Here is a 14,251-nt window from a genome sequence, read left to right as displayed (position 1 = left end):
ATCTCCAAAAATTCTCAATGAGCGACGCAATTAAACACGAATGTGGCATTGCCCTTGTTCGTCTTCGCAAACCACTTCAATACTACATCGACAAATACGGTACGCCCCTTTATGGCATTCAACGATTGTACGTTTTAATGGAAAAACAATCGAATCGTGGCCAAGATGGAGCAGGAGTCGGAAATGTAAAACTTGATGTTGCCCCTGGCCATCGTTACATAAGTAGATACCGTTCCGTTGAAAATCGACCGATTGTTGATATTTTTAACAAGATTAACGAGAAATACAAAGATGTACTTCGCAACAATCCCGACAAATTCAAAAATGCCGAATGGTTGCAAGAAAATGTAGCTTACTCAGGCGAAGTTTGGCTCGGACACCTTCGCTACGGTACACACGGCAAAAACGAAATCGAAAATTGCCATCCTATGTTGCGTCAGAGCAACTGGCGTAGCCGAAACATGTTGGTAGCAGGAAACTTCAACATGACCAATGCAGAAGAACTTTTCCACAAATTAGTAAAATTGGGTCAGCACCCGAAAGACTTGGGAGATACCGTAACCGTAATGGAGAAAATCGGACACTTCCTCGACGAAGAAAACCAAAGAGTATTCGACCGCTTCAAAGGCATCTACGAAAACCCCGCCCTCTCTGATATTATCGAAGATAACATGGATTTGCCAAGAGTATTGCACCGTGCGTGCCGTGATTTCGACGGTGGCTATGCAATGGCTGGTGTGACAGGTTTTGGTGCTTCATTTGTTGTGCGTGACCCTGCGGGTATTCGTCCGGCTTACTATTGGGCAAACGATGAAGTAGTGATTGTGGCTTCTGAAAAAACGGCCATCAAAGCTGCTTTCAATGCCAATTATGATGATATTAAGGAAGTTCAGCCAGGAAATGCTTTAATTATTGATAAACACGGCGAATATAATGAGTTTCAGATATTGAAACCGCTGGAGAAAAAATCGTGTAGTTTTGAGCGTATTTATTTCTCACGTGGCTCTGACCCTCAGATTTACGAAGAACGTAAAAAACTCGGCCAATTGTTGATCCCTCAGATTTTGGAAGAAATCAATTATGACCTTGAAAATACCGTTTTCTCTTACATCCCGAACACAGCCGAAAGTGCGTTTTTCGGAATGGTGGAAGGTTTAGAACAATATTTAGCCGATTGGCGTTTGAAACGCATCACCGAAGGCAATCTTTCGCCCGAAGAAATCAAGAAAGTTTTATCTTTCCGTCCAAGAATCGAAAAATTAGTATCGAAAGATGTAAAACTTCGTACTTTCATTACTAACGACGATGAGCGTGACGAAATGGTTTCGCATGTCTATGAAATGACCTACGAAGTTGTGCGTAAAGGCATCGACACCGTAGTTTTGATTGATGATTCGATTGTGCGTGGAACAACCCTCGAAAAGAGTATTTTGAAAATGATTGACCGTCTTGGACCTAAGAAAGTAATCATTGTTTCATCGGCTCCGCAGATTCGTTACCCTGATTGTTATGGTATTGATATGTCGAAGATGAAAGAATTTGTGGCTTTCAGAGCGATGCTCGATTTACTTCGTCAGAACGGTATTGAATATATGAAGCAGGAAGTTTATGCACAGAGTGTGGGTGCATTGCAAACTGATAATGCTTATGAACAAAATTTCGTGAAGCAATTATACGACAAATTTACTGATGAGGAGATTTCTCAGAAAATTGCTGAAATCGTTACACCAGAAAACATGAAAGCGGAAGTTGCGATGGTATATCAGACCGTTGAGAATCTTCACAAGGCTTGTCCAAATCATACTGGTGATTGGTATTTTACAGGAAATTATCCAACTCGTGGCGGAAATAGAGTAGTGAACCGTGCGTTCGTAAACTTTATGGAAGGCAAATTGGTGAGAGCTTATTAATTAGTCGATGGTCTATTGTCCACAGTCAATAGTTGTATGTTTTCTAACTGTTGACCGTGGACTGTAGACAGTCGACTATTTTATTTTTTCTTCTTTTTGGGTAATGTAAAAACGTTGTTTGTAACTTCTTGCATACCAATCACTCGTAACAAATCTATAATATTTACAGTTTCATTAGTCATGGGCATTGCTGGTGTCGATGAAGAGGTAGAAGTATTCATTGGTAATGGAGTTTGTGTTTATAGAGCAAAGTTAGTGTAGAAAGCGAATATTCGCAAAACGTTTTAACGTTTATTTTTGTAAATATTTATTATACGGTAGACTACGTTGTTGACGCCATCATTGTTGTTTTAAAATCTTTATTTTGGTCAATTAATACTGATTTCTGTTATATGTTGTGCCAAGAAATTTCAACCCTTTAGAATTATAATTTAATGAAAAAACTACTATTTATTTGTATCGTGGCTTTATTTAGCCAAACGCTCAAAGCACAAGAAGCTTCTGATGCAAAAGCCATTGAAATTGCTGATAAAGTAATGGCAGCCATGGGCGGCAAAAAAGCTTGGGACGAAACTCGCCATATTACTTGGAATTTCTTTGGTGCCAGAACCCTCACATGGGATAAATGGACTGGCAATGTAAGAATTGATTTTCCGAGAGACAAATCAGTGATTTTAATGAACATCAACACCGATACTGGAAAAGTTTTTAAGTACGGGACCGAACAAACAGCTGCGGATTCAGTTAAGAAATATATGAAAGCGGGTAAAGGGGCTTGGATCAATGATTCTTATTGGCTCACGATGCCATTCAAATTGAGAGACAATGGTGTAACGCTCAAATATTTGGGTGAAGAGAAAACCGAAGCAGGTAAAGAAGCGTACTTATTGCAAATGACTTTTAAAGAAGTGGGCAATACGCCAAACAATATGTATAAAGTTTGGGTTGAGAAAGAAAGTAATTTACTAACTCAGTGGGCTTACTTTGCAAAATCAACCGATGAAAAGCCAGGTTTTACTCGCCCGTGGACAGATTATAAACCTTATGGAAAAATTATTTTGTCTGGCGAGCGTGGCGACCGTGACTTAACAGAAATCAAAGTTTTTGAAGCTTTACCCGAATCAATTTACACCGATTTCAAAAAGCCAGATTTTAGCAAAGCAAAAGATTTTAATAAGAAAAAAGATAAAATAGAGTTTTAAATTAAGAATTGAGAATTTAGAATTAAGAATGTTTCTGATACAGTGCTTTAAAATACATTCTTAATTCTACATTCTTAATTCTACATTCAAACGAAAATGACAGGTGTTTTGATAGTAAACCTTGGTACGCCCGATAGTCCGAGTGTGCCAGATGTAAGAAAGTATTTGAGAGAATTTTTAATGGATGGTCGAGTAATTGACTTTCCTTTCATTCCTCGTTGGATGCTGGTCAATTTGATTATTGCACCGTTCCGTTCGCCAAAATCTGCCAAAATCTATAAAGAATTATGGACAGAGAATGGTTCTCCATTAAAAATCTACGGAGAGGCCAACGAAAAACAACTTCAAGCCGCTTTGGGCGATGAATATGTGGTGAAATTGGCAATGCGTTATCAAAGCCCAAGTATTGAGTCGGGTTTGAAAGCATTACAACAAATAGGTGTGAGCAACATCATTGTGATTCCATTTTTTCCGCAATATGCTTCGGCTACTACTGGTTCGGTTTACGAAGAAGTGATGCGAATCGTAACTAAGTGGCAAGTCATTCCTGAAATCAAGTTTCTCAATTATTTCTATAATCATCCAAAATTTATCAATGCATTTGCCGAATTAGGTAAAAAGTACTTGGCGGAGAACGATTATGAACATGTAATTTTTAGTTACCATGGTATTCCTGCACGTCATATTCGTAAAGGAGATTGTACTGGAAATACCTGTAAACTAGGCTCATGTTGTGATTCGATTACGGCTATGAATCAGCATTGTTATCGTGCTGAATGTTTTGAAACAACTCGTCTTTTGGTAAAAGAATTGGGTTTGAAAGAAGGCACTTATACAACTTGTTTCCAATCTAGACTAGGGCGTGAAACTTGGATTCAGCCTTATACTGAAGATGTTGTAAAAGGTTTTGCTAAACAAGGTATCAAAAAAGTTTTGGCATTTTCGCCAGCGTTTGTGGCCGATTGTTTAGAAACAACCCTCGAAGTAGGAGAGGAATATAAAGAACTATTTGAAGAAAACGGTGGCGAACACTGGCAATTGGTAGAAAGTTTGAACGATTCTGATGCTTGGATTGATTTGTTAGTTGATTTAGTGAAAGAGAAATCTTTACAAAATTAAAGACTTATGGAGAATAAATTGTTGCAAGAATTTACAAACCAAGAGTTAGTCGAGGAGTTAAAAAAACGAAAGAAAGAGAGAATAATTATTGCAATAATAATGGGTTTTCTTATTGGGTGCTCCGTTTGGAGTGCAACACACAAGGGTGGTTTCTGGACTTTTGCGATACTTTTCTTAGTTTTATTTATAGGCAACAAATACTCTGGAAAAGTAGAAAAAGTAGTAAAAGAAATAGATTCTCGAAAAGTATTATAGAATAATGGAAATAGGCATTGATAGTTTTGCGGCGGTTTTAAAAAATAATCAAGGTGAAACGATAAGTAGCGAGCAATCAATAAGAGAATTGTTACAAAGAATCGAAAAAGCTGATGAAGTAGGGCTTGATGTTTTTGGCATTGGCGAACACCATCGTAAAGAATTTCTTGATTCAGCTCCTACAATGATTTTAGCTGCTGCTGCCGCTCGTACCAAACGCATAAAACTCACTAGTGCCGTTACTGTTCTGAGTGCTATTGACCCCGTAAGAGCATTCCAAAACTTTGCTACCTTGGATTTAATCTCGCAAGGTCGTGCTGAAATGGTAGTTGGGCGTGGTTCGTTTACCGATGCTTTTCCGCTTTTTGGCTTAAAATTGGAAGATTATGATGAACTTTTTGACGAAAAATTAGACCTTTTACTTAAAATTAGAGAAAATGAGGTTTTAAGTTGGAAAGGTAAGTTTCGACCAGCATTATATAATCAAGCTGTTTATCCAAGACCTTTGCAAGAAAAACTGCCCATTTGGATAGGAGTGGGCGGAACTCCGCAGTCGTTTGTGCGTGCGGGAATGTTGGGCTTGCCATTGATGGTAGCAATCATTGGCGGAGAAACCCACCGATTCAGGCCATTGATTGATCTCTATCGAAATGCAGGTTTGAAAGCAGGTCATTCGCTCGATCAATTGCAAGTTGGTTTGCATTCATTGGGTTATGTGGCCGAAAACACCGATGATGCTCACGAAGAATTTTATCCAGGTTATGCCGAAATGTTTACGAATATTGGTAAAGAAAGAGGTTGGCCGCCGGTTAGACGAGAGCATTTCGATTCACAAACTGGTAAGCTTGGAGCATTTTTAATTGGAAATCCCGAAGAGGTAGCCGAAAAAATCCTTCGCCACAGTGAAGCATTGGGTGGCATTACCAGAGTTACATTTCAGATGGATAATGCGGGCTTGACTCATGAAAAATTGATGCGTGCCATTGAACTAATTGGCACAAAAGTTTCACCGATTGTGAATGGAAAGTAAAGGGTTATTCAAGAAAAACATAAAAAATGCCTCATTTTACTGTTAAATGAGGCATTTTTACTTCAATCTCAAAATTTTATATCTCAATTTTTTACTACACTTTCATAATAATTTTTCAACGAATTTAATTTTGAATAGCCACCCTTTAGTACCATTTTAGCAGCGTCTTTTACTTCGCTCCACGCTAAGTTTTTTTCGGGAGTAATTCTAAAAATAGTTTGATAAATATAGTTTACTTGGATTGGTAAAATCCGATTCGGCAAGCTGCTGCCAAATTCACCAATGTAGCCGATTGGGGAAGAAAGAAGCAGTCTGAAAGTAATTTTCTTAGGGTCTAACTTCTCAAACTGGTCGGTTTCGTTGATTAAAAGCGGAGGTATAAGTTCAGCCGAGTGGCTCAACATCCGCATGAGTCCTCCAAGCATCAAGAGAACTTTCGAGAGTAAAATTGCGTCTGAAAATCCTATTAACTGAATACATGAAATAGCAGCGAAGTAGGTAAGGATTCCAATGATGATAAAGAAAAACCCGAACTTTTTATCTCCAATAAAAAAAGATTGAACCAAAATTGTGAGCAATGCAATAAAAGGAATACTCCAATGCCAACTCTCAAAAATTATAAACCATAAAACCGCTTCGATAATAATGGTAGAATGAGTGATTCTCGTTGCCCAAGTAGTATGTAAAAGTACATAACCGATTGACTGATAGTCTAAGTCGATGTTAGTTTGTGGTTTGAAAACGTTGTGCAGCGGTAAAAATTTTCCTACGATTTTATCGGGTAGGAGATTACACACAACGTACAGAACTACTGTTGAAATGATTGTAAATAACCAAATCTGGTTGATAGTAGCTTCGTATTGAGATAACCAATCAAAAAGTGCCATATTTATTTGTTTTAGTATGTTGAGTTTTTATTTCTTAGGGCCGTATTTCGAGTATCTGATAGTTTTGGATGAGTTTTTGTGCCACCTTTTTCAAAAAATGCAATGATACTCTCAAACTGATGAATGAGGTATTGAGGCATAATTTTATTCATCATAAATGAAGGAAAAAATCCGCCTTGATTTTCTCTATCAATCAAAACCAATTGGCTTGTTCCATCATTATTTGCCTCGAAAAGATGCCCGCCCCACCAATCAATTCGCTCAAAACCTTTTGGTACAGGAACTTCATCTAAAGTAATTGACCTAAAACTGGTTTGGATGGTTTTCTCATCAATCTTTCTTGACCATTGAATATACAAAAGGTCTCTTTTTGAAATAAATGGTTTATTTGGGTCGAATTGCTGATAGATAATTTGTGTGTTTTCATCAATCACCTTTACTACATATCCGCCGGTATATTCGGCCGTCCAGTAATGGTGAAAATCAATCATTTGATTAGTGAAAACATCAAAAACTTCAGTGTGCCTGGCGGCAACATTGGGCAATCTCCACCTAAAAAGGTCGTTTTTGTCATCATCAAAGGGCCTTTGCCAGACACTGATGCCGCCCTTCTGGGTTCGTTCTATCCAGCCTTCTTCAGTAGTCATTAGAGCGAGGTCTTTATCGAGCCATTTTTCTTTATTTAATTGCCAATCGTGTAAAGTTATCATTGCTAAAAACCTTGTTTTAAGGCTTATTTAAGTTAGTGAAAAAAAAATAGAAATGCAAAAAAGCTTAAAGTGAGAATTGGCATAGCAACACGTATTTTAAAAGACTTCTAATTCCCACACCCTCCAATTCTCGCCATGAAGTTACTGCCACTTTTTGCCTCGAAACCTGGGTTAAATGTCAGGGAGTTTCCTGCCTTATACGTTACACTTGCAGGCGAGAATATTTTATTATTAGCGGTGATTGTCGTATTGGCTATTTGGAAAGAATCGGATATATAATTTGAAGTTAAATTCAATACCGTAGAAGGTGAACCAACTAAAACAATTTTGCTCGCAACTCTTGCAGGTACGTGATTGAGGCTTTCGCAACCTACATAATAGACAGTGTTTGAAGTAGGATTGACTGTCACGGTTCCCCCACTTGCCACTACGATTCCGCCCGTGAAAGAAGTGTACCAATTGGTTGTATAGTTGAAAGGGCAGCTTGCTGTTAAAGTAACTGGCGAACCTGCACAAACCGCAGTATTATTGGCACTTACAGTTGCTGGGGGTGGAGCAGCATAACCAACATTAGCAAAAATACTTGATTTGATAGCGGGTTCACATTCAGTATAAAGTCTAAATTCGAGATTTGGAAAATTTACGTCACTGGTAGGGTAGCGGCGTGAGACATTCACATCATAGTTTTGTATTCGGCATGAGTTTGCAGGAATTGTGAATGCACCAAATTCTGAGCCAGTACTTCCTGCTGCGGTAATCAACAAATCGCTACTATTCGATTGAGCTACAAACCCTAATCTATAATCACGAGCTTCGGTAGTATTATTATTACAGACTCGCACTTGAAAAGAGGCTGGGGTTCCGAGTGTTACATTCTGAACATTTATTGCATTCTGACTCGTTCCAACAATTTCCAGACGTGGTTGGTCTCGTTGGTAGCCTCCTTCGTAGGGGCAAGAGGTTCTTGTGAGAGCCTCATCTATTAAAAATATGGGTGTTCCGTATGATTTATCTTTTACAATTTTTATTCTAAAGCTATCACCAGCATCATTATCTTGCAAAGTATAGGCAATGGTTGTGCTACTGTTATTAGAATTAGAAACAGATGCCCCTCTGGTTTTTTTTGTTTTGAATTCATATCCGCCTGCTACTCCAGAGCCTCCAACTTTTACGACGAAACTTACTCCTGCTCCCAACTCTAAAAAATGACTTACCTCATAGGTGTCTGTGGTGGAGATAGATTGCGTCACAGAAGTTGTACGTGACTGTCCACTTCCCAATGTAAATGGGGCTTCAATAACAGGAGAAGTGGGGTCATTGATATTAGTGCTATCCTTTTTCAAGACTTGCTCCCAAATTTTTATCTGACTTTGGGCTTGATGCCTCATCTTTGGGGTATTTGACATGTTATTCATAATGGCACGGTTGAGGGAAATATCATTTAAAATATCATTTTTGGTATAATAAAAAGGAGTTGCCGAACCTGGTACTAATCCAAAAATAACGGACGAATCTCTTACAACTGAGACCGTGGGGGTGGTATTTATCGCAATAATTGGAAACATGCCATAAGCAATATCAGATGAATAACCAATATAAATAGAGCCTTCGTTGGCTCGAGCATTGCCAGGAACGGTTGAAATAGCATTTAAAACTGAAACACAATTTTGTTTGCCACTCGATTTCATAAGGGTTGAGCCTCCACCGCCACTTAGTGATGCCGTTACAGAAAATTCATAATTGACTGATACAAATAACCCTGCCGAGCCTGCAATACCTAAAGTAACGTCCAGTTTTCCGTTGTTCGTTTCGTCGGTCGTCAATGATTCACTCATACTACGGCAAGCTTCTTGGTTTGTCTGGAAAGTTACCGAACTCATATCCCCCGGAGGATTATGTAATATGAATTGTGGAATGGCGGGTTCTCTTATATACCCTTTAATTGCCACAGGATTTGCTTGTGAAGGTGTAATCATAGGACCTTCTACCACAAAAGGAATTACCACACTGTATTTATTATATCTTGGAACATTATAAAACTCGTCACGCTGCCAAAGACCAAATGTAAATACATACCAACTTTTGAACCGGCCCATATTGAACTTTAGTGATGTGGTGTAACTGACTACTTTCGTATTACCACCATTTTCGTAAGTTGTATTGGATAAAGATAATTGAGGATAGATTTGGTTGGGATAGTTGGTTATATCCTCTTGACCAGCATATGCCTGAATACTCTGGTCATCATTTCCACTCGTAGGTGGATATTGATAACCACCATTAGTATCAATGTAAGGGCTGATATAGTTTCCTGCTTGTAGTTTAAATGCAAACGTTAGATTGAATGCTTCGCCTGATTTTGCTTTAAGGTATTTTTCTTGTGGAGTGCTATTCAAAACTTCCTGAATCATTTGTTCTTGGGTAAGATAATTATAGTTTTCATCTTGCGTTCTGCCCAAGGGAATAATTTGAATCCCTGAACTGGCTACATTTCCATTGCTACCTGTTACATATATAGTATCAACAGGTAAAAACTCACCAGGTCTTACCAAGTTAGGAGGTAATTTAATGGGGATTTTTAGCTGTTGGGCAAAGGAAATTTGAAAAAACAGAATCGAAATTAATGTTAATGCTTTTGTATAATTTGCTTTCATGGCTAATGCTTTTTTAGATAATTTAATTGTTACTGAATGATTTTTAAGAAAGCCTCACTTTTTCGTCTTGAAAGAGTTATTTGTTCGTTGTTTTTAAGCAAAATCTTACCATAACTACCTGTTTGGGTCTTTCCTTCAAAATCTACCATAAAATCAAGATTGAAAATCGTTGAGCGATTGGGTCTGAAAAACTGAAAGTCTTTCAAACGTTTTTCGATTTTGCCGAGCGAAGTTGAGGACAGTATTTTACTACCATCTTTTAGATAGATAATCGTATAGTTGCTATCTGACTTGAGCATCAGAATACTTGACGATGGAATATTTTTTCGGCTGCCAAGATGAATGAGATTGTTAGTTTTCATGGGTATCTATAAAAAGTTCAAGCATTGTTGAAATGAAGTACGAGTAAATATGCTTATTCAAAAAAGCATTAAGGACGAACCGCCTTCAAAACTGTCCGAAGGGAACAGTTTATTTACCAGAAGATTTTGAGCATCTAATTACACCCACCAATGGCAGCACTGAAAACTGTACCGCCATCAGCTCTAAAACCTGCATTTAATTCTACGGATTTTGCTCTGTAATCGACTTTGACTGTGCCAGTTACTTTGTTGGTGGCAGTTATTTTGCCATTTACACTCGAAGCGGTTTTTAATGTAGTTCCAGTTGAGTAGTCGTCGGTAGGGCTTGTTAGATTTACCAAAGCGGCATTTGAGCCAGTATTTACGGTAATACTTGTTGAACTACTGCAACCGTATCCATTTGTTAAGGTAGCAGTGTATGTACCTGCGGAAGTTATGGTGAGTGAAGGAGTGATAGCTCCTCCTGGCGACCAAACGATTTGATTGACAGGCGAAGTGGCAGGCACTTGCCAAGTTGGATTATTCACAAACGTACCGTTATTGCCATTTCCAGAGGCGTCTGCGGTGGTAGTGCCTGTACCTTCATCAAATTTATAATAAGCAATCAATCCAGCACTATTAGTTGGCACTGTTTTATTCTTGTTATCAATAATTTCTTCATACGTTCTTGCCACATTCCAAATCCTGAGTTCGTCCATTGTGCCATTAAAATGATTGCACGCACAAAAGGTAGGCTGTTGTCTGCCAATGTTTAAAGGCTGATTGTCCTGTGAAATCGTCATGCTCGCTGCTCCGGAAGGTAAACCATTGATAAAGAAAAATATTGTATTTCCCGTGAGTACAATCGCTACATGAGTCCAAGTGTTTTGAGGTACAGGGTCATTTGAATATTTCCATGTTCCTGTACTTAGCTCATAAAATCCCATTTTATTTCCATTTCCGTTGGTGTTTAATGACCACAAATAGTTATAATTTCCTTTATCAAGAATGGTAACATTACTACCCGAATAATTGACCCAAGCCTCCATCGTAAAACTGGTGGTAAGATTCAGACTGGCACTATGCGGCACTGTAATGTACTGGCTATTAACTTTTGCAAAATTTAAAGCATTATTATTGCCCATGTTTGAATTGAGTGTAACAGACCCTCCACTACAAAAAGTAGTTGGTCCACTGGCGGTTATAGTAGGGGCGGTTGGTTTGGGATTGACCGTAACCCATACATCTACAAAGGCACTCGTTGTTAAGCCTTCACAACGTACTTTATAAAGACTGTTGGCGGTTAATACTGGCGTTACAAAAGGCGAACCCACAAATGGAATAGCTACGCCAAGGTAATCATACCAATTTACCGTTCCGACAGCACAAGTGGCTGATAATGAAGCCGTATTTCCGATACAAGTAGTTTGAGTGGTGGCAACAGTTGGATTAGAAATCACTTCAACATAACGCAAAACCGAAACAACATTGGAGGTTTGGGTAGTAACTGCCAAGTCGGGTCTATTGTCTCCGTCTAAATCTCCGATACATACAAAACGTGGTCCTGTGGCAGTCGTAAAATCAACTTTGGCTGCAAATGAGCCGGCATCAATGATACCACTTGTGGCGGTATTTCGATAAATAGACACCGTATTGGTTCCTAAGTTGACAGCCAATAAATCTAATTTTCCATCTCCATCAATATCAGCCAAGTTGGTTGCCGAGCAAGAAGTTCCGGTAGCGATGTCAAATTTAGCAGCGAAAGAATTGGCATCGATGGTGCCGCTTGTAGCCGTATTTCTAAGAATAGACATCGAATTACCAGTAAAATTAGCGACTGCAAGGTCGGCTTTATTATCACCGTCAATATCACCAATACTAAAACCAAATGGAAGTGCACCCGTATTAAAATCAACTTTGGCAGCAAATGAACTGGCATCAATGGTGCCGTTGGTGGCAGTATTCCGGAAAATCGAAACGGTGCTTAATCCGTTGTTATTGACAGCAATATCTAATTTTCCATCACCATCAAAATCTGCACTACCTATATAGGTCGAGTTATTGCCCGCCGTCAAAACGAAATCTACCTTTGCATTGAAAGAAATACTCCCGCTTGTCGAAGTATTTTTAAAAACTGACATATTAATGTTGGAATGAGCGATGGCCAAATCAGGTTTTCCATCACTATCAAAATCAGCGATGCAGACCGAGCGAGGCCCTGTATTGGTCGCAAAATCAACTTTTGCAGCAAAACTGATAAATCCGATTGATGAGGTATTGCGAAGGATAGAAATAGTATTACTGTTAAAATTGGTAACCACCAAATCGAGTTTCCCATCACCATCTACATCGCCTATAGCTATACCACGAGGGTTTGTACCTGTCGAAATATCAATTTTTGTTGCAAAAGAGCCGCTGTTGATAGTACCAGCAGTCGAAGTATTTCTGAGTATCGAAATATTACCTGCACTAAAATTTACCGTTACTATATCGGTTTTTCCATCTCCGTCCAAATCGCCCGTTGCCATATTCAATGATTCGGTATTTGCCCCAAAATCAACTTTGGTTTCAAAAGTACTGCTCGCAATGCTTCCACCTGTGAAGGTTACGTGGAATGGCTTTACTGTGTAGCCAAACAATCCGTTTGACGCATTCAGTACTGAAATCGGCTGATTGGTAGCTCCAACGGGTACTGTTACAGTCAAGCTTGTACTCGAAGCTACCGACACCGTGGCTTTGGTTGCTCCGAAATAGACTACGTTTTGGATGGCAGTCGAATTGAAGTTGGTGCCTGTGATAGTAACGGTTGAGCCAATTGGTCCGCTCATTGGTGAGAAGTATGCAATGTTTGGCCTCTGAGCTTGGATTTGTAGAGATAAAAGTATGAATAAGAAAAGGTAAATGATTATTTTCATGGCTTTTGAGTTGAGAATGTTTTTAAGAGAGTTCCTGATATATTTTATTTACTTCAGCTTTTGGAATAAAGCCGTTTTCCAATGCTAAAGGCATTAAAATATCGACGTATTTGCTAAAAACTTCAGCAGATTTCCAAACATCAGCTATTAAGATTTCACTTTCATTGACAGAGGCAAAATGATGTAATCTTTCATGAAGTAAGTGTTTTCCGGCATGGCTAAGGTCTTGTGCAAAAGCATCGTAGTGCAATGTTGAAGAACCTTTGAGGTGTACGATTACCAAGATTTTTTGCATCATCAGGTTTTGTTTTAGATAATCATGTAGCTGAAAATCTTGATGCAAAAGAGGGCAGGAAGTTGGTCTTGAAAAACAAATCAAGGATGAAGACTACTGAAAAGTGTCCGAAGGGGGTATATTTTTTACCGAATTAGTTTAATAGTTTTGAAAATAAAAATATATACTTACTTTTGCCGTTAGTAACGTAGGGCGATATTAAATGATTTGTTCATTCGGAAACTCAGATACAGAAAAAATTTGGAATGGTATAAGGGTCAAAAAGCTACCTTTAGAGATTCAAGAAATTGGAAGAAGAAAACTTAGAATGTTGAATAACTCCACAAATATCAACGATTTAAGGATTCCGCCTGCTAATAGACTTGAAAAGCTAAGTGGAAAAGCATCCGATTTTTATAGTATCCGAATAAATGACCAGTGGCGAATTGTTTTTAAATGGATAAATGGAAACGCCTTCGAGGTTGAGATAGTCGATTATCATTAAATCAGAATAGTATGGAAAAATTAAGAAATATTCATCCTGGCGAAATCCTTCAAGAAGAGTTTTTGATACCACTTTCAGTTTCTACATATCGATTATCGAAAGAAATTGATGTTCCGCAGACAAGGCTTTCTGAAATTATTAAAGGAAAGAGGAGAATCACAGCCGATACCGCAATTAGGCTAAGTAAATACTTTGGAAATTCCGCAAAATTTTGGCTTGGACTACAAGATGACTATGATTTAGAAGAAACGATGCTCGCGAATATTGAGGGTTTTGCAAATATACAAACCTTAGCGATTGCGTAACTCAAATCATATTTAGCCTACTCAGTAAATCTTTTCTTAGCTCTTTGCTGAGAGGTAGGATGGTTTTTTCAACCGTAATATGATTTTGTGCTACTTCGTTGATGTGTTTTATGTTAACGATGTAAGACCGATGAATACGTTGGA

At 38.4% G+C, this 14,251-nt stretch carries 15 protein-coding genes; 7 read left to right on the top strand and 8 right to left on the bottom strand.

Annotated elements, in window-relative coordinates:
- Positions 1-17: 17 nt before the first annotated feature.
- Entirely contained in the window at positions 18-1,910 is a 1,893-nt protein-coding gene (locus ACOVO2_RS24790) for an amidophosphoribosyltransferase (protein WP_421772555.1), read from the top strand.
- A gap of 80 nt (positions 1,911-1,990) precedes the next feature.
- Here ACOVO2_RS24790 and ACOVO2_RS24785 read toward each other — a convergent pair whose 3' ends face one another.
- Positions 1,991-2,131 carry a hypothetical protein gene (locus ACOVO2_RS24785; protein WP_421772554.1) on the bottom strand — a complete coding sequence of 47 codons (141 nt, stop codon included), beginning with the start codon at positions 2,129-2,131 and terminating at the stop codon, positions 1,991-1,993.
- A gap of 213 nt (positions 2,132-2,344) precedes the next feature.
- Here ACOVO2_RS24785 and ACOVO2_RS24780 point away from each other — a divergent pair, with 213 nt between their 5' ends.
- From ACOVO2_RS24780 to ACOVO2_RS24765, 4 genes are all read left to right on the top strand, one after another.
- On the top strand, positions 2,345-3,112 hold the full coding sequence (locus ACOVO2_RS24780) for a hypothetical protein (RefSeq protein ID WP_421772553.1): 768 nt from the start codon (positions 2,345-2,347) through the stop codon (positions 3,110-3,112).
- Between the two features lie 96 nt (positions 3,113-3,208).
- Positions 3,209-4,231: a ferrochelatase gene (gene hemH / locus ACOVO2_RS24775; RefSeq protein ID WP_421772552.1), complete on the top strand. Its 1,023-nt coding sequence runs from the start codon at positions 3,209-3,211 to the stop codon at positions 4,229-4,231.
- 6 nt (positions 4,232-4,237) lie between these two features.
- Positions 4,238-4,486 carry a hypothetical protein gene (locus ACOVO2_RS24770; RefSeq protein ID WP_421772551.1) on the top strand — a complete coding sequence of 83 codons (249 nt, stop codon included), beginning with the start codon at positions 4,238-4,240 and terminating at the stop codon, positions 4,484-4,486.
- Between the two features lie 4 nt (positions 4,487-4,490).
- Positions 4,491-5,516, top strand: a complete 1,026-nt coding sequence (locus ACOVO2_RS24765) for an LLM class flavin-dependent oxidoreductase (RefSeq protein ID WP_421772550.1) — start codon at positions 4,491-4,493, stop codon at positions 5,514-5,516.
- Positions 5,517-5,599: 83 nt separating this feature from the next.
- On the opposite strand, the gene ACOVO2_RS24760 is transcribed toward ACOVO2_RS24765, so the two are convergent.
- From ACOVO2_RS24760 to ACOVO2_RS24735, 6 genes are all read right to left on the bottom strand, one after another.
- Positions 5,600-6,403 carry a hypothetical protein gene (locus ACOVO2_RS24760; RefSeq protein WP_421772549.1) on the bottom strand — a complete coding sequence of 268 codons (804 nt, stop codon included), beginning with the start codon at positions 6,401-6,403 and terminating at the stop codon, positions 5,600-5,602.
- An 11-nt stretch (positions 6,404-6,414) separates the two neighbouring features.
- Positions 6,415-7,113 (bottom strand): hypothetical protein, encoded by a 699-nt coding sequence (locus tag ACOVO2_RS24755; protein ID WP_421772548.1) that lies wholly within the window; start codon positions 7,111-7,113, stop codon positions 6,415-6,417.
- Positions 7,114-7,220: 107 nt separating this feature from the next.
- On the bottom strand, positions 7,221-9,767 hold the full coding sequence (locus ACOVO2_RS24750) for an immunoglobulin domain-containing protein (RefSeq protein ID WP_421772547.1): 2,547 nt from the start codon (positions 9,765-9,767) through the stop codon (positions 7,221-7,223).
- Positions 9,768-9,796: 29 nt separating this feature from the next.
- A complete protein-coding gene (locus ACOVO2_RS24745) occupies positions 9,797-10,129 on the bottom strand; it encodes a LytR/AlgR family response regulator transcription factor (RefSeq protein WP_421772546.1) in 333 nt (110 codons plus the stop codon).
- Between the two features lie 134 nt (positions 10,130-10,263).
- Positions 10,264-13,023 (bottom strand): FG-GAP-like repeat-containing protein, encoded by a 2,760-nt coding sequence (locus ACOVO2_RS24740; protein ID WP_421772545.1) that lies wholly within the window; start codon positions 13,021-13,023, stop codon positions 10,264-10,266.
- A 22-nt stretch (positions 13,024-13,045) separates the two neighbouring features.
- Positions 13,046-13,321, bottom strand: coding sequence for a hypothetical protein (locus ACOVO2_RS24735; protein ID WP_421772544.1), 276 nt, complete (start codon positions 13,319-13,321; stop codon positions 13,046-13,048).
- Positions 13,322-13,520: 199 nt separating this feature from the next.
- Here ACOVO2_RS24735 and ACOVO2_RS24730 point away from each other — a divergent pair, with 199 nt between their 5' ends.
- Positions 13,521-13,802: a type II toxin-antitoxin system RelE/ParE family toxin gene (locus tag ACOVO2_RS24730; protein WP_421772543.1), complete on the top strand. Its 282-nt coding sequence runs from the start codon at positions 13,521-13,523 to the stop codon at positions 13,800-13,802.
- An 11-nt stretch (positions 13,803-13,813) separates the two neighbouring features.
- The gene (locus tag ACOVO2_RS24725; protein WP_421772542.1) at positions 13,814-14,107 is read left to right on the top strand and encodes a HigA family addiction module antitoxin; all 294 of its coding nucleotides are present in this window, start codon (positions 13,814-13,816) and stop codon (positions 14,105-14,107) included.
- A gap of 1 nt (position 14,108) precedes the next feature.
- On the opposite strand, the gene ACOVO2_RS24720 is transcribed toward ACOVO2_RS24725, so the two are convergent.
- Positions 14,109-14,243, bottom strand: coding sequence for a LytTR family transcriptional regulator DNA-binding domain-containing protein (locus tag ACOVO2_RS24720; RefSeq protein WP_421772608.1), 135 nt, complete (start codon positions 14,241-14,243; stop codon positions 14,109-14,111).
- Positions 14,244-14,251: the final 8 nt, after the last annotated feature.

It is taken from the genome of Emticicia sp., from assembly GCF_049241225.1.
GTDB lineage: Bacteria > Bacteroidota > Bacteroidia > Cytophagales > Spirosomataceae > Emticicia.
The sequence above is the reverse complement of the archived record's forward strand: the minus strand, read 5'-3'. Positions and strand labels throughout refer to the sequence as shown.